The following is a 19,608-nucleotide window of genomic DNA, read 5'->3' on the forward strand; positions in this document are numbered from 1 at the left end:
TGTCGGTGCTACTTTTTCTCCCCCGGGCTGGGTTCGGGCCCCGCGGGGGGGGGTCGGTGTGGCCGCCGCGTTTAGTGTTGCCCGGGCCCGCGCGGGGCCCGGTCCACCAGTCCTCACATTCGATCCCGCTACGGGAAGCTACGGGAAGTCGCCAACGTGTCGCTCACGATCGGAATCGTCGGTCTGCCGAATGTCGGCAAGTCGACCCTGTTCAACGCCCTGACCAAGAACGACGTGCTGGCGGCCAACTACCCGTTCGCCACCATCGAGCCCAACGTCGGCGTCGTGGGCGTCCCCGACCCCCGCCTCGACAAGCTCGCCGAGCTGTTCGGCTCGGCCCGCAAGCTCCCCGCCACCGTCGACTTCGTCGACATCGCCGGGATCGTCAAGGGCGCCTCGGAGGGCGAGGGCCTGGGCAACAAGTTCCTCGCGAACATCCGCGAGTCCGACGCGATCTGCCAGGTCATCCGCGCCTTCAAGGACGAGAACGTCGTCCACGTCGATGGCAAGATCTCGCCCAAGAGCGACATCGAGACGATCAACACCGAGCTGATCCTGGCCGACCTCCAGACCATCGAGAAGGTGCTGCCCCGCCTGGTCAAGGAGTCCCGGATCCAGAAGGACAAGCAGGCCCAGGTCAAGGCCGTCGAAGAGGCCAAGGCCATCCTCGAAGAGGGCGACACCCTCTTCTCCGCGGGCATCGTCCAGGGCAGCGAGCGCGCCGCCCTCCTCCACGACCTGCACCTGCTCACCACCAAGCCGTTCCTCTACGTCTTCAACGTCGACGAGGACGAGCTGACCGACGACGACTTCAAGGCCGAGCAGCGCTCCCTCGTCGCCCCCGCCGAGGCGATCTTCCTCAACGCCAAGCTCGAAGCGGACCTCGCCGAACTCGACGACGAGGAAGCCCTCGAACTCCTCCAGTCCGTAGGCCAGACCGAACCCGGCCTCGCCACCCTGGCCCACGTCGGCTTCAACACCCTCGGCCTCCAGACCTACCTCACGGCCGGCCCCAAGGAATCCCGCGCCTGGACCATCCCCAAGGGCGCCACGGCCCCCGAGGCGGCCGGTGTCATCCACACCGACTTCCAGAAGGGCTTCATCAAGGCCGAGGTCATCTCCTTCGACGACCTGGTCGAGACAGGCTCCGTCGCCGAAGCCCGCTCGGCGGGCAAGGCGCGCATGGAGGGCAAGGACTACGTGATGCGCGACGGCGACGTGGTGGAGTTCCGCTTCAATGTATAGGCCACGCATTACCGTGGATCCGGTGAATTAGTACATCTCCAGTCAAATGGGGTCGACCGGATTCGGGTCGACCCCGTTCGCCTGTCCGTGGCCGGATTGTGGCTGAACGATCTGACGCTTCGTCGCCGGCTGTCGTCATCCGCCGTTCTCCAGACGCTGGCTGGATCGCGGCTGGATGAAGCTGACAGATGAGAACGATCGCCTACCAAGGTCTCCGAGGTCACGGATCACCGTGGAGTCCACGCAGGCGGGCTGGCGCCGATCATGCCGCGCACCGGTGCGGAGGTCCGGCGGCTCACCGGCGACTTCGAACTGCTCGACCCGGGGCTGGTGTTCCTGCCCCGGTGGCAACCGGACGGCGAGAGTGCGGGCGACCGGGAGCGGCGCTCCAACCTCTGAGCGGCGGCCGCCCGCGAGCCGTGATCACTCCTGCGGGGTCTGGGCGCGCTCCATCATCTCCGTCGCGATAGATAGCAGCGCCGAGCGCTTCTCCTCTGTGTCGCCCTCGAAGTGCGGCAGGGCGAACGTGCCGAAGTGCAGGGTGAGCAGGGCGCCCATGCACCGCAGCTGCTCGGTCAGCGGGGTGCCGGAATCGGTGAGGAACTCGCCGATCTCGGTCATCTGGTCGTTGAACTCCTTGCCGACCTGAAGATCCCGCAGCGTCGCCTCGTTCTGCCGGAGGAAGTGGAACAAGGGGGCGGTGTCGTTCAGGGCCGCCTCGTACCGGCGCAGCAGCTCCCGCTTGGTCTCCAGAGTGCGAGACTGCCCCCGGGCCCACTCAATCGCCTCGGCGACCGGCCGTCCCACGCCCTGGAAGATGCTCTCGAGGATCTCCTCTTTCGACTGGTAGTGGTAGTAAATCGCGGGCTTGGTGACCTGGAGGGCCTCCGCGATCTCCCGGAGTGACGTCTTCTCGTAGCCCCGCTCGGCGAAGAGCTTGAGGGCAACCTCCTGGATGCGCCGGCGGGTGTTGCTCCGGCCCTGCCGGGTGTCCTTCTCGGTCACGGGACCTCCTGGTCGGTCGCGCTAGATACTTACCTGTCGGCAGGCAAGTACCCTTAGTCTACTCACCGGGCCATGTCGCCGGCCCATGGTGGGAGGCGATGAGTGTCCTGCTCACACTCTCCAACTGGTCGGGCTGCTGGTACTCCACGGTCCTCTCGGATGGGCGCTCCAGGCCGCGGGCCACGAGGTTACGGTGCTGTGCACACCAAGCCAGGCGAAACCGCTGCCCCACGCGGGCCTTGTCCCGCTGCCCATGCTCGACGCGGTGAACATGGGCATGCGGGCCGGCTGCACGACTACCGCAAGCCCTCGCGAGAACCTGGCCGTCCGGTCCGGACTGCAGAGATCCACACGAGTCTGCCGCCCCGTCCAATGATCTACACCAAGGTCATCGGCCGCCGACCAGCGCGAGTACCCCGCTCGTCATTCACATCAGACCCGCGACCTGCGACTTCACCATGCACACCGCTCGATAGTGGGGACACAGGTGATGTCACAGATCATGCGCGGGTCAGGCTGCGACACCCCGTACGTCGGCCGTGACCAGCGATGTTGTGCTCGCGCATCAGCCGCTCGGCACTTCCCGCGCAAGCGGGGGGGGGCCCAGCGGTTGACCGTGTGTCCTTGACGGCGAGACTCGGCGACGACGCGCGGGACGCCGTAGGTGTTATACGGACGGCGTAATACCTGGTCAGGCGTGCCGGTGGCCAGTTGCTCACCTATCGGCAACCTCTTCTTGACGTCGATCGCCCGGCGCCCCTAAGCTCGAAATCACTGACCTGCCGGTAAGCAAGTTCTGCTTCGGGGTCATCGTGCATCTGCGGTCTCAAGGAGGTTGGCAGTGGCCGAGGAAGCAAGCCCGGCGGGGTTAGCCGAGGAGAAGGCCGAGCGCCGGAATCGGTACGCGGCCGTGGTAGCTGCCCTGCTGGCGATGCTGCTCGGCGCCCTGGACGGCATGATCGTCGGCACGGCGATGCCGCAGGTCGTCGGCGAACTGGGCGGCGCGGACCGGCTGTCCTGGGTGGTCACCGTCTACATGCTGGCCATCGCCGTCTCCACGCCAGTGTGGGGCAAGCTCGGCGACATGTTCAGCCGCAAGGGTGCCTTCGTGGTGACCGTCGTGGTCTTCGTGGCCGGTTCCATGCTGTGCGGCGCGGCCCAGGACATGAACCAGCTCATCCTCTTCCGGCTGCTCCAGGGGATCGGCGGCGGCGGGCTGATGGTCAGTGCGCTCGCGCTGGTCGGCACGCTGATCCCGCCGCGTGAGCAGGGCCGCTACCAGGGCTTCACGTCGGCGGTCATGGGCCTCGCCATGGTCAGCGGCCCCTTGGTCGGCGGCGTCATCACCGACCACCTCGGCTGGCGCTGGTGCTTCTACGTCAACCTGCCGGTCGGCGCGGTCGCCCTGCTGCTGATTGCCGGCCTGCGCCTGCCCTGGTTGCCGCGGAGGGGAGCGCGGGTTGACTACCCCGGCGCTCTGCTGCTCACCGCGGCCATCTCCACGGTCGTCCTGGTCACCACGTGGGGCGGCAAGGAGTACGCCTGGACCTCGCCCGTACTGCTCGGGCTGGCGGCTGTCGGCGTGGCCGCGTGTGCGGCGCTGCTCGTGGTCGAGCGGCGGGCCGCGGCGCCCATGCTGCCGCTCACCCTCTTCAAGTCGGCGAACTTCTCCCTGATCACCCTGGTCGGCGTGCTCCTCGGCGCCGTGATGACCAGCGCGGTGACCTTCCTGCCGATCCTCGCCCAGTCGGCCCGGGGTACCTCGGCGACCGGCTCAGGGCTGCTCCTGCTGCCGATGTTCGCCGCGCAGGTGGCGGTCGGGCTGGTCGCGGGCCGGTTCATCACCGCCACCGGCCGATACAAGATCTTGGTGCTGGCCGGTGGGGTGTTCATGGTGCTCGGCACCCTCCTGCTCGGCACGGTGGGGGCCGGGGCCGGGGCGGTCGTCCAGGGTGCCTGCATGGCCGCGCTCGGTGTCGGGATCGGCCTGCTGACGCAGACGACGGTGCTGCTCTCCCTGCAGAGCTCCCCGGTCGAAGATCTGGGCGCCGCGTCCGCCACCGCCACCCTCGCCCGCACTCTGGGCGGCTCCCTCGGCGTCGCCGTCAGCGGGGCGTTCTTCGCCCGGGCCCTCGGGGACGCCGTTCCGGCTGGCGGCGGGGCGGCGGCGTCCGAAGGGGGCGCCGCCCTCGGCCCGGCCGTACTGGATGGGCTGTCCAGCGCAGCCCGGGACGCCGTGCTGGACGGTACGACTCAGGTCTTCCTCTTCATTGCCGTGCTCGCAGTCGTCGCACTCGCCGCCGCCTTTCTGCTGGAGGAGGTACCTCTGCGGGGTGCGCCCACGGCCGAGGGCGACATACCGGACGAGGACAACAGTGCTGCCCCCTCCGTACCCGGAACCAAGGAAGTGTCATGACAGAAACCCCCCTGCGTCTGGTCGTCATCGTCGGCAGTCACCGGTCGGGCCGGTTCGCCCCGACCGTGTCGCGCTGGCTGCTGGGCCAGTTGGAGCAGCAGCCGGAGTTCGAGGTCGACGTCGTCGACGTCGCCGAGGCAGGCTTCGGCGACGAAGGCCCGTCGCCGACGGCGTCGCTGCCCCTGCTGGAAGCGGCTGGGGCCTCGGCCCCGCGGATGGAGGCTGCCGACGCCTTCCTCGTGGTGACCCCCGAGTACAACCACAGCTATCCGGCCGCTCTCAAGAACCTCATCGACTGGCACCGTACCCAGTGGATGGCCAAGCCCGTAGGGTTCGTGTCGTACGGCGGCCGGAGCGGCGGTCTGCGCGCTGTCGAGCACCTGCGGCAGGTCTTCGCCGAACTGCACGCAGTCACCATGCGGGACACCGTCAGCTTCCACTCGGCGCACGAGCAGTTCGGCCCGGACGGCGAGCCGGTGGAGCCGGAGGGGCTTGCCTCCGCTGCCAAGGCCCTGCTCGACCAGCTCGGCTGGTGGGCGGGCGCGCTGCGGAGGGCAAGGGCCGAGAAGCCCTATCTGCCTGCTTCGACGAGCGTGTAGGTTCATCGCCCGGCCTCTTTCATCGGTCTCACCGGCGGCGCCGGGTTCCTGCCCACGGCGCCGTCCGCCCCCTCCCCGCCGGTGCTCCGCTCCTTCCCCATTGCCGGCCTGTTCCCTCACTGCCGAGCCCGCGGCGTGTCCGCGCTGTGGGCTCGGCGTTCTCATGAACGAGGCCATGCTTCTGCAAGTTCCCGTCGGGCGGAGGACCGGCCATTGTCGGGCGTTCGGCGCAATGTGACCCTTCGGACATGCTGTGTCACTCAGTCCTACAAGTGGCGAAGCATGGAACAATATGATTTTCGGCATTCTGCTCTGAGGTGGCGTCACTTACGTGTACACCCTCACGATGGCTTCACTGGAGCAAAATATGCGCCATTCTTCATGATCTGTACGGCGGGCGTCGCTGCCCTGCCGTCAAGTAAGTCCTTGACAAGGCCGTGACTCCGCTTGTTACGTTGTTTCCGGACAGGGGTGGTGGCGGGTGAAATTTCTTGAGTAAGGAGATCGGCGCGAGTTAATCGACCTGTCGCGCGGATCACTTGCTTGGTCGCGCCATCCTTGACGCATGTTGGATAGGAAAGGCGATCTATGCAGGTCTTACTCGCCGAATCCGACAGGCAATCGGGGGAAGAGCTCCGGTTGGCTTTGCGGCGGCATGGGTACGAGATGGAAGTGGCTGACAGCGGTGCGAGTGTCTTGTGTTCCTATGGCGAATTCGACATCATACTGCTGGACTTGGAGCTACCGGACATCGATGGTCTGGAGGTCTGTCGGACCATAAGACGGGAGAGTGATGTCCCTATCATATCGTTTACCGGCCATAGCGCTGAAATAGATCGCATTCTTTCGCTTCAAGCGGGCAGTGACGACTGCATTGTAAAGCCTTTCGGGATGCGTGAACTGCTGGCCCGCATGGATGCGGTGACGCGTCGTGCCGCAGGGCGCGTCCGTCGTGACCGGGCTATTTCCTACGGTTCGCTGCGAATCGACGGGGAAGGTCGTCAGATATTTCTTGATGGTGAAGTTGTAAAGCTTACCCGCAAGGAATTCGACCTGCTGCACCTGCTGGCGTCGCAGTCGTCGGTGGTCTTCACGCGCGAAGAGCTGATGCGCCAGGTCTGGGGCGCCAGGGCGAGCGGCGGGGTGTTGGGTGCCAGCCTGTCGCGGACTATCGACACGCATGTGAGTTCGATCAGGAACAAGCTCGGCAGCAGCGACTGGATCATCACCGTGCGCGGTGTCGGATTCCGGTTCGGCCGTTGACTGGCCGGGCAACATGGTCAACCGCGCAGACAACGTAGTCAGTCGGCGACGCGGTCGTACGGCGGGCAGGGGGCGGTCGGGACCCTGCCCGCCCGCCGTTTACACGTGTCTGCGGTTGGCCAGGCACTGGCCGGGAGGCCGGTGGCGCGGGTGCGGGGCCCGTCCTTCGGGCAGACGACGGGACTTTCGCAACAGGCCCAGGTGGACCGGCATGTCAACGGTCATGTCGTTCTGGCCGCCGTCACCGACTCACTGGCATCCGCGCGGCCAAGGTGCGTCGTACGTCCGCCTCGTCGTAGTACGATCGTCCGGCGCGCCGTTCGCGACGCCACTCGTGTTCACTGGCCAGCCGGTACACGCTCCCCATGGGGACACCCCACAGCCGGGACACGTCCTGCGGAGTGAACCAGTGCCGTACGGTGGCCGCCCTGTCGCCGGTCGTCCCGCGGTCGCGTGCTGCCACGCGCCGGTGCAGCCGGGGCCACTCGTACTCCGCCCACCGATGGCCCGGGTCGCTGTCGCAGCGGATCTCGCCAAGGCCTCCCGGCCCGGCTGCCGACCGGGCGACGAGCTGGCCGTCGCACCTCGCCTCCACGCACCGGCCGACCACGACCCGCTGCGACCCGTCAGGGCAGACCACCTCACGGGCGGCCGCCGCGAGCCGGTGCAGTTCCGCCGAGAAGTCGCCGACCGCCGGATGTGCGGCGAACCGCGGCAGCCGCGCCAAGAGCCAGCGGGCAAGCTTCGTTACGGAGCGCTCCGGGCCGAGCTCCCCGCTCTCCTCGGCCATCAGCCCCGACCACGACGCGAGCGTCGCGAGCATGCCGGCGCGCACCTCGACGGCCGCGGTGTTGAGGGGGATGCCCCGCGGAGTTCCCGTCCCGCCGCCGGTCCGCTCCCGCGGGCGCTCGGCCCCGGCCAGCAGTTGCCCGCACTCCTCGTAGAGTCGTGGCAGCGCGTGCAGAACCTGCGCGAGGAAATTACCGCATGACGCGCACAGCAAAGTCGCGGCTGCCGTCGGCCTGTCCGGCGCTCCGGATTTCCGGGCGACTCGGCAGGCAGCTCCCCGGCATTCCCTGGTGGAAGTCGTGACGGTCGCGGTGGTCATGGTGGTTCTGATCTCTGACATTTCTCCCCGTTCGCTCGGTGAACGGATCCCAGGAAATATCGCCGGACGTCGTCCGGGCAATGCTTCTTTCTCGTTTCTGAGAGCGACTTCCGTGGAATTCGCCGGAGCCGCAAACAGTGCAGCACCGCGTCAAGCTGATGTCAGGTTTCGGTGAGACGAGTGGGCCGTTGTGTGTGCGGGGTCACAACTTTGCGTTCCTCTGACGGTCCGCTCACCCCCACCTGTGGCTTCGGGCCCAGAATTGACCCTCTTTGCGTAACCAGTCGACTGACTGTGTTGATTTCTGTGATTGGCGAAGAGAGTATGGAGTAGCTTCCTCTGCCGTGTGTCCATGAGTGGCGGACCCTTCCGGTCGGCCGACCTGGGCGCGAGTAATTGGCTCTTGACTTCACGGGGTCCGGCGAAGAAGCTGTTGGGTAACTTCCCCACTGCTGTCGAGGAATCGTCTCCAGCAGTCCTTGTGTATCGGCCGCGAGTCTCAATATTCCGTCGACATCTATCGCCCGGGCGCTCATCCGAGGGCTTTTCAGGCGGAATTCCGAGGATCTGTACCGGGAGAATTCATGGACGCATCTGTCATTGTTGTGGGCGCGGGCCCCGCGGGCCTCATGCTGGCCGGGGAGCTGCGGCTCGGTGGCGTCGACGTCATCGTGCTCGAACGGCTCCCCGCCCCTACCGGCGAGTCACGGGGGCTGGGCTTTACGGCCCGTACCATGGAGGTCTTCGACCAGCGTGGGATCCTGGCCGGCTTCGGTCCCGTGGAGACCAGCACCCAGGGCCACTTCGGCGGGCAACCCGTCGACTTCGGGACGCTCGAAGGAGCCCACTCTGGTGTGAAGGCCGTACCGCAGTCGAAGACCGAGGCCGTACTGGAGGCCTGGGCCCTCGGCCTGGGCATCGACCTGCGCCGCGGCCATGAGGTGGAGAGCATCGAGGACCAGGGCGACCACGTCGTGCTGGAGACCCGGAGCCTCGAAGGGTCGTGCCGGCTTCTCGCGCGCTGGGTCGTCGGCTGCGACGGAGGGCGCAGCACCGTGCGCAAGCAGGCTGGCTTCGACTTCCCCGGCGTTTCCGCGACCCGCGAGATGTTCCTGGCCGACATCCGGGGATGCGAGATCACCCCGCGCCCGATCGGGGAGACCGTCCCGAACGGTATGGTCATGTCCGCGCCCCTCGGCGACGGTATCGACCGCATCATCGTCTGCGAGCGCGGCGCACCCGCCCGCCGCCGCACCGAGCCGCCGCCCTACGCGGAGGTCGCCGCCGCCTGGCAGCGGCTCACCGGACAGGACATCTCCCACGGCGAGCCGGTCTGGGTCAGCGCCTTCGGCGATCCGGCCCGGCAGGTGCCCACGTACCGGCGTGACCGGGTCCTGCTCGCCGGTGACGCTGCCCATGTGCACCTCCCGGCCGGTGGCCAGGGCATGAACGTCAGCATCCAGGACTCCGCCAACCTCGGTTGGAAGCTCGCCGCCGTGGCCTCGGGCCGCGCCCCGGAGACCCTGCTGGACACCTACCACGCCGAGCGGCACCCCGTCGGCCGACGCCTGCTGATGAACACCCAGGCCCAGGGGATGCTCTTCCTCAGCGGCGACGAGATGCAGCCGCTGCGCGACGTCCTGGCCGAGCTGATCCGCCACGACGACGTCAGCCGCCACCTGGCCGGCATGGTCTCGGGCCTCGACATCCGCTACGACCTTGGCGCCGGTGACCACCCCCTGCTCGGTATGCGGATGCCGCACCAGGAACTGATCACGGCGTCTGGCAAGACCAGCAGCACCGAACTGCTGCACCCGGCCCGCGGGGTCCTGCTCGACCTGGCTGACGACCCGCTGCTGCGGGGGGCGGCGGGCGGCTGGGCCGACCGCGTCGACGTGGTCACCTCGGCCCCGCACGGCCTCGGGCCCGGCAGCCCGCTGGAGGGGACGCGGGCCCTCCTGGTCCGCCCTGACGGCTACGTGGCGTGGACCTCGCCGGGCAGCAGCACCGGCCTCGCCGATGTCCTCGGCCAGTGGTTTGGACCCCCGCGCTGAACTCCCCACCCAGGAAGGCAGGCACCATGCACAGCACGTTGATCGTCGCCAGGATGGGCCCCGCGTCGATGGACGACGTCGGCCGGCTGTTCCAGGAATTCGACGCCACGGAGATGCCGCACCGGATGGGCACTAGACGCCGACAACTCTTCTCCTACCGAGGGCTGTATTTCCACCTTCAGGACTTCGACGGTGATGACGGCGGCACGCGGATCGAGACGGCCAAGGACGACGACCGCTTCCGCCGGATCAGCGAAGACCTGAGGCCCTTCATCCAGGCGTACGACCCCAAGACCTGGCGCTCCCCGGCCGACGCCATGGCCCGCCGCTTCTACCACTGGCAGACCCCGGCATGAGCGGCCGACGGGTGGCCCTCACCGGCATCGGGGTGATCGCCCCGGGCGGCACCGGCACCAAGGCGTTCTGGGAGCTGATCAGCGCGGGGCGCACGGCGACCCGGGCCATCAGCACCTTCGACCCGTCTCCGTTCCGGTCCCGAGTGGCCGCCGAGGTCGACTTCGACCCCGAGGAACACGGGCTGGGACCGCAGCAGATCCGGCGTATGGACCGCGCGGCGCAGTTCGCCGTGGTCGCCGCGCGGGAGGCCGTCGAGGACAGCGGGCTGGAGCCCGCACTGCTACCGCCCCACCGCACCGGCGTCACCATCGGCAGCGCGGTCGGTGCCACCATGACCCTCGACGAGGAGTACCGGGTAGTCAGCGACGGCGGCCGGCTGGAGCTGGTCGACCACGCATACGCGCGACGGTTCCTCTACGACGCGTTCGTGCCGAGCTCGTTCGCGGCCGAAGTGGCCTGGTCCGTGGGCGCCGAAGGGCCCGTCGCGGTGGTTTCGACCGGCTGCACCTCCGGCATCGACGCGGTCGGGCACGCCTGCCAGCTCATCCGGGAGGGCAGCGCCGACGTCATGATCGCCGGCGCAACCGACGCGCCGATCTCCCCCATCACTCTCGCTTGCTTCGACGCCATCAAGGCCACCACGCCCCGCAACGACGACCCGGCCCACGCCTCGCGCCCCTTCGACGCCAGTCGCAACGGCTTCGTCCTGGGCGAGGGCAGCGCCGTGTTCGTCCTGGAGGAGCTGGGCGCAGCCCGCACGCGCGGCGCCCACGTCTACGCCGAGATCGCCGGCTATGCCTCGCGCAGCAACGCATACCACATGACCGGATTGCGGTCCGACGGCGCGGAGATGGCCGAGGCGATCACGGCCGCGCTAGACGAGGCGACCGTACGCCCGGACGACGTCGACTACGTCAACGCCCATGGCTCCGGGACCCGGCAGAACGACCGGCACGAGACGGCCGCCTTCAAACGGAGCCTTGGCGAGCACGCCCACCGGGTGCCCGTCAGCTCCATCAAGTCCATGGTGGGGCACTCCTTGGGCGCCATCGGATCCGTCGAGATCGCTGCGAGCGCCCTGGCCCTGGAGAACGACGTGGTCCCGCCGACCGCAAACCTGCACACCCCCGACCCTGAGTGCGATCTCGATTACGTCCCGCTCACCGCGCGGGACTGGCCGACGAACACCGTCCTCACGGTGGGCAGCGGCTTCGGCGGGTTCCAGAGCGCCATGGTGCTGACCAGACCGCAAGGAGGTGAACGGTGAGCATCCGTACTGTGGTCACCGGCATCGGCGTGGTCGCCCCCAACGGCCTTGGCACCGCGGACTACTGGGCCGCGACCGTCGCCGGGCGCAGCGGAATCGGACCCGTCAGCCGCTTCGACGCCGACTCCTACCCTGTCGGGCTGGCCGGCGAGGTGCCCGGCTTCGTCGCCGAGGACCATCTGCCGGGCCGACTGCTGCCGCAGACCGACCGCATGACCCGCATCGCCCTCACGGTCGCCGACTGGGCGCTCGCGGACGCCGGGATCTGCCCGGCCGACCTGCCCGCCTACGACATGGGCGTGGTCACCGCCAGCGCCTCGGGAGGCTTCGAGTTCGGACAGAACGAGCTCAAGGCCCTGTGGAGCAAGGGCAGCCAGTACGTCAGCGCCTACCAGTCCTTCGCCTGGTTCTACGCCGTCAACACCGGCCAGATCTCGATCCGCAACGGTATGAAGGGCCCCTCCGGCGTGGTGGTCAGCGACCAGGCCGGCGGACTGGACGCCCTCGCCCAGGCACGCCGACACATCCGCAAGGGCACCCCGCTGATCCTCAGCGGCGGCGTCGACGCCTCACTCTGCCCTTGGGGCTGGGTCGCCCAGATGGCCGGAGGTCGGCTCAGCACGACCCGCGACCCCGACCGGGCCTATCTGCCCTTCGACGCCCGGGCGCACGGCTACGTGCCCGGCGAGGGCGGGGCCCTGCTCGTGCTGGAGGACGAGGCCGCCGCTCGCCGCCGGGGCGCCCGGATACTGGGCGAGCTTACCGGCTACGGCGCCACCTTTGATCCCGCACCCGGCAGCGGGCGCCCGCCCACGCTGCGTACGGCGGTCGAGAAGGCCCTCGCCGACGCGGACCTCGCCCCCGGCGACATCGACGCCGTGTTCGCCGACGGGGCCGGGCTGCCCGCGGACGACCGGGTCGAGGCCGAGGCCCTGACCGACGTCTTCGGCCCGAGCAGGGTGCCGGTCACCGTGCCGAAAACGATGACCGGCCGGCTCTGCTCCGGCGCGGCCTCGCTGGACGTCGCCACCGCGCTGCTCGCCGTACGGGATGGCGTTGTCCCACCCACCGTCAACGTTGAGCCCGGCTCCACGTCGGAACTCGACCTCGTACTCGAGGCACGCCCCGCCGACCTGCGGAGCGTGCTCGTCCTGGCGCGCGGCCACGGCGGCTTCAACGCCGCGCTGGTAGTGCGCGCTCCCGAAACCGCAGAAGGAGAGAGATGACCTCACGTCAGTTCACCTCGGCCGAGCTCAGGGCCATCCTCCGGGAAGCCGCCGGGCTGGAGGAGGGCACGCCCGCCGACGGCGCCCTGGACGTCAGCTTCCAGGATCTCGGCCTGGAGTCGCTGGCCCTGCTGGAGACCGGCGGCCGGATCGAGCGGGAGTACGGCATCACGCTCGACGACGGCGCCCTTTTCGAGGCGTCCACCCCCCGGGCGCTGCTGGACCTGGTCAACGCCCATCTGGCCGCCACCGTGGCCTGACTGCCCTTGCCGCACAGAAGACGCGTACAGGCACAGAGAGGACACCATGTCGCAACAGCAGCGGGTCGCCCTGGTCACCGGAGGCACCAGCGGAATCGGACTGGCCGTGGCCCGGCTCCTCGGCACCCAGGGACACGCCGTGTTCCTGGGGTCGCGCAACCACGAGAGCGTCGCTGCCATCGTCAAGGAGCTGCAAACCCAAGGGCTGCAGGCCGACGGGCGCGCCTGCGACGTCCGCTCCCGCTCCGACGTCCGGACGTTCGTGCAGGCCGCCGTCGACCGGTACGGCGGCGTCGACGTCCTGGTCAACAACGCCGGCCGCAGCGGCGGCGGGGTCACCGCGGACATCGCCGACGAGCTGTGGGACGACGTCATTGCCACCAACCTCACCAGCGTCTTCACGATGACCCGCGAGGTCCTCACCACCGGCGGCCTGCGGGAGAAGAACTGGGGCCGGATCATCAACGTCGCCTCCACCGCGGGCAAGCAGGGTGTGGTCCTCGGCGCCCCCTATTCCGCCTCCAAGCACGGCGTCGTCGGCTTCACCAAGGCCCTTGGCAACGAACTCGCGCCCACCGGCATCACCGTCAACGCGGTCTGCCCCGGCTACGTCGAGACGCCCATGGCGCAGCGGGTGCGCCAGGGGTACGCGACCGCCTACGACACCACCGAGGACGCGATCCTGGAGAAGTTCCAGGCGAAGATCCCGCTCGGCCGGTACTCGACCCCCGAGGAAGTCGCCGGCCTGGTCGGCTACCTGGCCTCCGATACCGCCGACTCCATCACCTCCCAGGCCCTCAACGTCTGCGGTGGACTCGGCAACTTCTGACACGGCGTGTGGACCCCACACAGGAGCAAAGGAGCAGGAGCATGCCATCCCCCCGGACGTGCGAGGTGGAACACGACATCACGGTCTCGGCCCCTGCCGACGCCGTTTACGGGCTGCTCGCGGACGTGGCGCACTGGCCGCGGATCTTCCCCCCGACCATTCACGCCGAACGGACCGAGGGCGACGACACCGAGGAACGTATCCGCATCTGGGCCACCGCCAACGGCGAGGCCAAGCACTGGACGTCGCGCCGCACACTCGACCCCGAGGCCCTCAGGATCGACTTCCGGCAGGAGCGCACCGCCGACCCGGTCGCGGCCATGGGCGGCGCCTGGATCATCGAGCCGCTCGACCCGGGCACCTCGCGGGTCCGGCTGCTGCACGACTACCGCGCCGTCGACGACGACCCGGAGTCACTGCGCTGGATCGACGAGGCCGTCGACCGCAATTCCCGTACGGAACTGGCCTCCCTCAAGGCTAATCTCGAGGCCGCGCACGCCGCCGAGGGTCACACCCTCACCTTCTCGGACTCCGTCCGCGTGACCGGCTCCGCCGCCGACCTGTACGACTTCATCGACGCGGCGGACCGCTGGCCGCAGCGGCTCCCGCACGTGGCGTCGGTCCGGCTGGAGCGGCAGCCCTCCGGGCTCCAGGACCTGGAGATGGAGACCCGCGCCAAGGACGGCTCCACCCACCGCACCCGCTCCTACCGGGTCTGCGTGCCCCATGAGCGCATCGCCTACAAACAGACCACCCTCCCCGCACTGATGTCCTTGCACACCGGACTGTGGACCTTCGAGGAGGATGCGGAGGGTGTCACGGCCACCTCCTGGCACACCGTCGTGATCGCCACTGACAACATCGCCGCGGTTCTCGGAACGGCGGCGACCGCCGCCGAGGCGCTGGAGTACGTCCGCGGAGCGCTGAGCGCCAACAGTCTGGCCACGCTCCGCCACGCCAAGGACCACGCCGAAGCGGCACGGCGCTGACCGTGTCGACGGCACGCACGCTCGACACCCAGGTCCTGGTCGTCGGGGCGGGCCCGGTCGGTCTGCTGCTCGCCGGGGAACTGCGCCTCGGCGGCGCCGATGTCGTCGTACTGGAACGGCGCACGGGGCCGCTCACCGAGTCCCGGGCGTCCACCCTCCACGCCCGCACCATGGAACTCCTCGACCAGCGCGGCCTGTTGACCCGGCTCGGCACTCCGTCGCGCGGCGGCCCGGGGCACTTCGGCGGCTTGACGCTGGACCTCGAAACCCCGGGTCCGTACGCCGGCCAGTGGAAGGTGCCGCAGGCCCGCACCGAGGAACTGCTGGAGGAGTGGGCGCGCGGACTCGGCGCGCGGTTCGTCAAGGGCTACCGGCTGACCGGGCTGGAGGAGCCGGGCCGGCGCGTCGAGGCGCGGGCCGAACCGGAGACACCCGGGGGAGAGCGGCTGCGGATCCGGGCCGCCTACGCCATCGGCTGCGACGGGGAGTCCAGCACGGTCCGCGAACTCGTCGGCTTCCGCCTCTCGGGGCAGGACGCCACCAGGGAACTGCTACGCGCCGACGTGGCGGGCATCGACATCCCCGAACGGCGCTTCGAACGGCACCCCGGCGGGCTGGCCATCGCGCACCGGGCGCCCGACGGCGTCACCCGGGTCATGACGCACGTCTACGGCGCACCCGCCCAGCTGCGCGCCCGACCGCCCTCCTTCGCCGAGGTGACCGACGCCTGGCAGCGGGTCGCGGGCGACGACATCGGCGGCGGCACCCCGCTGTGGCTGAACGCCTTCGGTGATACCCGTCGCCAGGCCGAACAGTACCGGCGGGGCCGCGTCCTGCTCGCCGGCGACGCCGCCCACCAGCAGCTGCCGGCCGGCGGACAGGCTCTCAACCTGGGCCTGCAGGACGCCTTCAACCTCGGCTGGAAACTGGCCGCCGTAGTCCTCGACCGCGCCCCCGAGAGCCTGCTGGACACCTACCACGCCGAACGCCACCCCGTCGGCCGGCGCACCCTGGGCAACATCGCCACCCAGGCCCACCTACTGCTCGGCGGCCCCGAGGTGGAGCCCCTGCGCGGCCTCTTCACCGAACTCCTGCGACTGCCGCGGGCCCGCGCGCATCTGGCGGCCATGATCAGCGGGGTCGACGTCCGGTACCCGGTCGACGCCGAGGGGGACCAACACCCCCTGGTGGGCTCACGGTTACCGCATCTGCGGTTCGACACAGAGGCCGGGCCGACCGACACCCTGGCCGCGTCCCGGGCCGGGTCCGGCGTACTGCTCGACCTTGCCGGAGGGCCCCGCCCGGCCTGGACCGTCACGCCCTGGATGGACGGCCGGGTGCGTGTCATACGGGGCACCACAAGGTCTGACGTGCCGTTCGGAGCCGTTCTGCTGCGTCCCGACGGGCACGTGGCGTGGGCCGACGGCACGGAGCGGGACCTCCACGCGGCGCTGCGGCGCTGGTTCGGGCCGCCTCAACGGCACTGACTTCTCTCCGACCACCTCACCCCAACGAACACAGGAGGACATCGTGGGCAAGCTCATGGGCAAGACCGCGCTCGTCACGGGATCGAGCCGCGGTATCGGCCGGGCCACCGCCCAGCGGCTGGCGCGGGAAGGCGCCCTCGTCGCCGTGCACTACACGTCTGATGACCAAGCCGCCCGGCAGACCGTGTCGGACATCGAAGCCGAAGGGGGACAGGCATTTCCCGTACGAGCACAACTGGGCGTGCCCGGGGATGTGGACATGCTCTTCGAAGCCCTGGAGTCCGGCCTGAAGGAGCGCACAGGGACGAACACGCTGAACGTCCTGGTGAACAACGCGGCCATTATGGGTGGCGTGGCGCCGGAGGAGGTCACCCCCGACCTGTTCGACCGGCTCTTCGCCGTCAATGCCAAGGCGCCGTTCTTCATTGTGCAGCGTGCACTGCAGCTGATCCCCGATGGCGGACGCATCATCAATATCTCCTCCGGGCTCACTCGCGTCGCCAACCCTGAAGAAGCCGTCTATGCGATGTCCAAGGGGGCCATCGAACAGATCGCTCTGCACTTTGCCAAGTTCCTGGGCCCACGTGGAATCACTGTCAACAGCGTCGCCCCAGGCATCACCAACAACAGCAGCCCGGTGTTCGACATCCCGGAGGCGGTAGAGCAGATGTCCCAGCTTTCCGCTTTCGGGCGGGTGGGCGAGCCATCGGACATTGGTGACGTGGTGGCCTTCCTCGCCTCTGACGACGCCCGGTGGGTCACTGGCTCCTTCATCGACGCGAGTGGGGGTTCGCTGCTCGGCTGACCTGCACCGGCGCCCAGCTTACGTGGCACCTCACCGAGGAAGCCGGCCGCGAGGTTCTCCGGCGTCGCGGCCGGCCAGGTGGTGCCGGCTCCTTTCCTGGCGGTGTTCCCATGACACAAAGTCAAGCGTCATCTTCGACTCCCGCAGCCCTCGACTTCGCATCGTGCTCCCGGCGGAGCTGGATGCTGTTGGTGGTGCTCGCAGGCAACATGCTCCTGGATGCCCTAGAGGTATCCGTGGTCATCGTTTCGCTGCCCGCGATCAGCGATGCTTTCGCTCTATCGATCTGGACCGTTCAGTGGGTCATGGGAGGCTTCGCGCTCGGATTCGGTGCGCTGCTCCTGCCTGGCGTCCGCCTGGCCGCGCTGTTTGGGCAACGGCGCGTCTACCTCGCCGCGCTTCTGGTCTTTGCTGTGGCTTCCCTCGTAGGCGGGTTGGCGACCAACGAGACTCTGCTGATCGCAACCCGCATGGTGAAAGGAGCGTGCGCTGCACTGACAGCACCCACCGGTCTGGCCATCATCACTACCGCGTTTCGCGAGGGCGCGGATCGCAACCGCGCCGTAGCGGTCTACTCCTTCTTCGGCGCCATCGGATTCACGACGGGACTGCTGCTGTCCGGCGTTCTCACTCAGGTCAGCTGGCGCTGGACCTTTCTGTTCGCAGCCCCTGTCGCTCTTGCCCTGCTCCTCTTTGCAGCCGCTATCGTCCCGCGCGACCTCGATGGCACCGCAGCGCCCGTGGGCCGACCGCTTCGCCGCTTGCTCAGGAACGGTCCCCTGATCCGTTCTGCCCTTGGCGCCGCGACCCTCAACGGCACCTACCTGGGGCTGTTGTTCCTCGCGACCTTCCAGCTTCAGACCATGCTGGGGTGGAGCGCTGGGCAGACCGCGCTGGCATTTCTGCCGGCCTGCGTTCCCCTGGCCGTCTCGGCTCTGGCCTCCGGGCGGTTGGTCATGCGCTTCGGCGCGCCGCGGCTCATCGCCCTGGGTGCTGCCGCGCCTCTCATCGGCTACGCCCTCTACCTGAGGTCGACCGTGCCCGTCTCATACGCCGCGGATCTCCTGCCCACCCTGGTTCTGGTCGGGGTGGGGTTTGTCTGTGCGTTCGCAGCACTGAACATGCAGGCGAGCAGCGCTCTCCCACCCGCTGACCGGAGAGCGGCGTCAGCGCTCTACCAGACCGCTGTACAGTTCGGCGCCGTGATCATGCTGACGCTGGTGTCTGCCCTGCTCTCGCTGGGGCTTCCCCGTCACGAAGAGGACATCGCCGCGGCCTACCGGCCGCCCCTGTTGCTCATGACCGCAGTCGCGGCGGGAGGGCTGGTGGTGGCTGTCTGGGGCCTCGTCTCACGCACCACGGACCGTGCGGCGCGTTACAGCGGCTGACGTGATGCGCTGATGCGTTCGTGAGGGAAATCCGATCGATTCGCTCATTCGAAAGGAGTGCGAGTGCGGGTTCTGTTTACCGTGTCTAACTGGCCTGGGCACTGGGCCTCCATGGTGCCCCTGGGATGGGCATTGCAGGCGGCGGGCCACGAGGTGAATGTCTTTTGCACTCCGTGCCAGACACAGTCGGTAAGCAACGCAGGGCTCATGCCGGTTCCAATTCTCGAAGCTATGGACATGACGGTGCGGGGCCGACTGCACAATTTCCGAATGGCTGAATTTGGTGCATGGCCCTTTTCGGAACTCCCACTGCACCCGCTTACTGGGGAACCGCTTCAATCGCTCGATGAATTCGATATGAATGCGTGGTCCCGAGAGAACCATGACTGGGCCATCGGTGTCGTGGCTCGGAGCAGTGACGCCGCAGTAGAATTCGCACGCTGGTGGCTTCCCGATCTTGTGGTTCACGACATCATGAGCTTCGAAGGGCCGCTCATCGGGAAAGTCCTGGATATTCCCGCCATATTGCAGCTGTGGGGGCCTGTCGGCCCGGACGACGACGTACCGGGAGCACCACCGGGGGCGAGCTTCGTGCCCATGGACCCCAGTGGGGCATTCCCCAGGTACGGCGTGGGGCAGATGGGCCCGCACGTTTATGAGCATGTGATCGACCCTTCTCCGATAAGCGCGCGACCACCCCTGAAGGCCGAGCGGCTATCCATTCGCCATGTGCCGTACAACGGTCCTGGAGCGAGGCTGCCGCAAGGCGAGCGCGGCTCTGCCGGACCGCCGCGGGTGTGTGTGGTTTGGGGAACCTCCGTCAGCGGCATATACGGGCCGATTTCCTTCGCGGTGCCTCGCATAGTGGACGCTCTCGCAGGTCTGGGCGCTGAGGTCCTCGTTCTGCTCGCGGGTGCCGACCGCAAACGGATGGAGCGCGCCGTAACTCTTCCGCCTGGCGTGAGGCTGATGGAGCGTACGCCGTTGCACTTGCTGATGCCCAGCTGCGATGTGGTCATCCACCACGGTGGCGCCGGCTGCGCCATGACCGCCCTGACGGCTGGAGTGCCCCAGCTGGCCATCTCCACAGGCTTGGACCAGGAGGTGATCGCCGGCCGAATCGCTACAGCTGGTGCGGCCCGGTCCTTGTCCAATGCTCAGGCGGATGAGGAGGCGATTCGCACGGCCGTCACTTCACTCCTCACGGATCCCGCCCACTCCAGTGCCGCACGGCGACTGCGGGACGAGATGGAGTCCCTGCCCACCCCGGCGGCGCTGGTGTCTTCGCTGTCCGCCCTCGCTCAGTGACA

Annotated in this window: 17 protein-coding genes and 1 pseudogene; 16 read left to right on the forward strand and 2 right to left on the reverse strand. The window is 68.5% G+C overall.

Translation table 11 applies throughout. The annotated features are described in order from the left end of the window. Positions 1-156: 156 nt before the first annotated feature. Both ychF and ACFV9T_RS35390 read left to right on the forward strand, forming a co-directional pair. Positions 157-1,245, forward strand: coding sequence for a redox-regulated ATPase YchF (gene ychF, locus ACFV9T_RS35385; protein WP_385446616.1), 1,089 nt, complete (start codon positions 157-159; stop codon positions 1,243-1,245). A gap of 237 nt (positions 1,246-1,482) precedes the next feature. Then, positions 1,483-1,644 (forward strand): annotated as a pseudogene (locus ACFV9T_RS35390) (SAM-dependent methyltransferase); the annotation flags it as partial. 24 nt (positions 1,645-1,668) lie between these two features. Here the strand turns inward: ACFV9T_RS35390 and ACFV9T_RS35395 are convergent. Beyond that, complete coding sequence (locus tag ACFV9T_RS35395) at positions 1,669-2,250, reverse strand: TetR/AcrR family transcriptional regulator (RefSeq protein WP_385446617.1); 582 nt, start codon at positions 2,248-2,250, stop codon at positions 1,669-1,671. A gap of 841 nt (positions 2,251-3,091) precedes the next feature. Between ACFV9T_RS35395 and ACFV9T_RS35400 the strand changes: the two genes are divergently transcribed. The 3 genes from ACFV9T_RS35400 to ACFV9T_RS35410 all read left to right on the forward strand — a co-directional run bounded on the left by ACFV9T_RS35400 (position 3,092) and on the right by ACFV9T_RS35410 (position 6,528). Next, on the forward strand, positions 3,092-4,666 hold the full coding sequence (locus ACFV9T_RS35400; protein WP_385446618.1) for an MFS transporter: 1,575 nt from the start codon (positions 3,092-3,094) through the stop codon (positions 4,664-4,666). Then, positions 4,663-5,265: an NADPH-dependent FMN reductase gene (locus ACFV9T_RS35405; RefSeq protein WP_385446619.1), complete on the forward strand. Its 603-nt coding sequence runs from the start codon at positions 4,663-4,665 to the stop codon at positions 5,263-5,265. Before ACFV9T_RS35400 ends, ACFV9T_RS35405 begins: the two co-directional genes overlap by 4 nt. A gap of 588 nt (positions 5,266-5,853) precedes the next feature. After that, positions 5,854-6,528 (forward strand): response regulator transcription factor, encoded by a 675-nt coding sequence (locus ACFV9T_RS35410; RefSeq protein WP_385446620.1) that lies wholly within the window; start codon positions 5,854-5,856, stop codon positions 6,526-6,528. 241 nt (positions 6,529-6,769) lie between these two features. On the opposite strand, the gene ACFV9T_RS35415 is transcribed toward ACFV9T_RS35410, so the two are convergent. Next, a complete protein-coding gene (locus tag ACFV9T_RS35415; protein ID WP_385446621.1) occupies positions 6,770-7,351 on the reverse strand; it encodes a hypothetical protein in 582 nt (193 codons plus the stop codon). An 869-nt stretch (positions 7,352-8,220) separates the two neighbouring features. Here ACFV9T_RS35415 and ACFV9T_RS35420 point away from each other — a divergent pair. From ACFV9T_RS35420 to ACFV9T_RS35470, 11 genes are all read left to right on the forward strand, one after another. Next, entirely contained in the window at positions 8,221-9,690 is a 1,470-nt protein-coding gene (locus tag ACFV9T_RS35420; RefSeq protein WP_385446622.1) for an FAD-dependent monooxygenase, read from the forward strand. A gap of 26 nt (positions 9,691-9,716) precedes the next feature. After that, on the forward strand, positions 9,717-10,046 hold the full coding sequence (locus ACFV9T_RS35425) for a TcmI family type II polyketide cyclase (RefSeq protein WP_385446623.1): 330 nt from the start codon (positions 9,717-9,719) through the stop codon (positions 10,044-10,046). Further along, positions 10,043-11,314, forward strand: coding sequence for a beta-ketoacyl-[acyl-carrier-protein] synthase family protein (locus ACFV9T_RS35430; RefSeq protein WP_385446624.1), 1,272 nt, complete (start codon positions 10,043-10,045; stop codon positions 11,312-11,314). Before ACFV9T_RS35425 ends, ACFV9T_RS35430 begins: the two co-directional genes overlap by 4 nt. Continuing rightward, entirely contained in the window at positions 11,311-12,540 is a 1,230-nt protein-coding gene (locus tag ACFV9T_RS35435) for a ketosynthase chain-length factor (protein ID WP_385446625.1), read from the forward strand. Before ACFV9T_RS35430 ends, ACFV9T_RS35435 begins: the two co-directional genes overlap by 4 nt. Then, positions 12,537-12,800 (forward strand): acyl carrier protein, encoded by a 264-nt coding sequence (locus ACFV9T_RS35440; RefSeq protein WP_385446626.1) that lies wholly within the window; start codon positions 12,537-12,539, stop codon positions 12,798-12,800. The genes ACFV9T_RS35435 and ACFV9T_RS35440 overlap by 4 nt, the downstream gene beginning before the upstream one ends. Positions 12,801-12,846: 46 nt before the next feature. Next, positions 12,847-13,629: a 3-oxoacyl-ACP reductase FabG gene (fabG, locus tag ACFV9T_RS35445; RefSeq protein ID WP_385446627.1), complete on the forward strand. Its 783-nt coding sequence runs from the start codon at positions 12,847-12,849 to the stop codon at positions 13,627-13,629. A 41-nt stretch (positions 13,630-13,670) separates the two neighbouring features. Next, a complete protein-coding gene (locus ACFV9T_RS35450; protein ID WP_385446628.1) occupies positions 13,671-14,618 on the forward strand; it encodes an aromatase/cyclase in 948 nt (315 codons plus the stop codon). 2 nt (positions 14,619-14,620) lie between these two features. Then, positions 14,621-16,105, forward strand: a complete 1,485-nt coding sequence (locus ACFV9T_RS35455) for an FAD-dependent monooxygenase (RefSeq protein WP_385446629.1) — start codon at positions 14,621-14,623, stop codon at positions 16,103-16,105. A gap of 43 nt (positions 16,106-16,148) precedes the next feature. Next, positions 16,149-16,910, forward strand: coding sequence for an SDR family oxidoreductase (locus ACFV9T_RS35460; RefSeq protein WP_385446630.1), 762 nt, complete (start codon positions 16,149-16,151; stop codon positions 16,908-16,910). Positions 16,911-17,092: 182 nt separating this feature from the next. Then, positions 17,093-18,298, forward strand: coding sequence for an MFS transporter (locus ACFV9T_RS35465; protein WP_385446631.1), 1,206 nt, complete (start codon positions 17,093-17,095; stop codon positions 18,296-18,298). A 231-nt stretch (positions 18,299-18,529) separates the two neighbouring features. Continuing rightward, a complete protein-coding gene (locus tag ACFV9T_RS35470) occupies positions 18,530-19,606 on the forward strand; it encodes a glycosyltransferase (protein WP_385446632.1) in 1,077 nt (358 codons plus the stop codon). The last annotated feature ends 2 nt before the right edge of the window (positions 19,607-19,608 follow it).

It is taken from the genome of Streptomyces sp. NPDC059850 (genome assembly GCF_042731515.1).
GTDB lineage: Bacteria > Actinomycetota > Actinomycetes > Streptomycetales > Streptomycetaceae > Streptomyces.

Coding starts and splice junctions, on each gene's coding strand:
- ACFV9T_RS35425 (WP_385446623.1), top strand. CDS start 9,717: ATGCACAGCACGTTGATCGTCGCCAGGATGGGCCCCGCGTCGATGGAC.
- ACFV9T_RS35465 (WP_385446631.1), top strand. CDS start 17,093: ATGCTGTTGGTGGTGCTCGCAGGCAACATGCTCCTGGATGCCCTAGAG.
- ACFV9T_RS35450 (WP_385446628.1), top strand. CDS start 13,671: ATGCCATCCCCCCGGACGTGCGAGGTGGAACACGACATCACGGTCTCG.
- ACFV9T_RS35410 (WP_385446620.1), top strand. CDS start 5,854: ATGCAGGTCTTACTCGCCGAATCCGACAGGCAATCGGGGGAAGAGCTC.
- fabG (WP_385446627.1), top strand. CDS start 12,847: ATGTCGCAACAGCAGCGGGTCGCCCTGGTCACCGGAGGCACCAGCGGA.
- ACFV9T_RS35430 (WP_385446624.1), top strand. CDS start 10,043: ATGAGCGGCCGACGGGTGGCCCTCACCGGCATCGGGGTGATCGCCCCG.
- ACFV9T_RS35405 (WP_385446619.1), top strand. CDS start 4,663: ATGACAGAAACCCCCCTGCGTCTGGTCGTCATCGTCGGCAGTCACCGG.
- ACFV9T_RS35420 (WP_385446622.1), top strand. CDS start 8,221: ATGGACGCATCTGTCATTGTTGTGGGCGCGGGCCCCGCGGGCCTCATG.
- ACFV9T_RS35440 (WP_385446626.1), top strand. CDS start 12,537: ATGACCTCACGTCAGTTCACCTCGGCCGAGCTCAGGGCCATCCTCCGG.
- ACFV9T_RS35470 (WP_385446632.1), top strand. CDS start 18,530: ATGGACATGACGGTGCGGGGCCGACTGCACAATTTCCGAATGGCTGAA.
- ACFV9T_RS35415 (WP_385446621.1), bottom strand. CDS start 7,351: ATGCTCGCGACGCTCGCGTCGTGGTCGGGGCTGATGGCCGAGGAGAGC.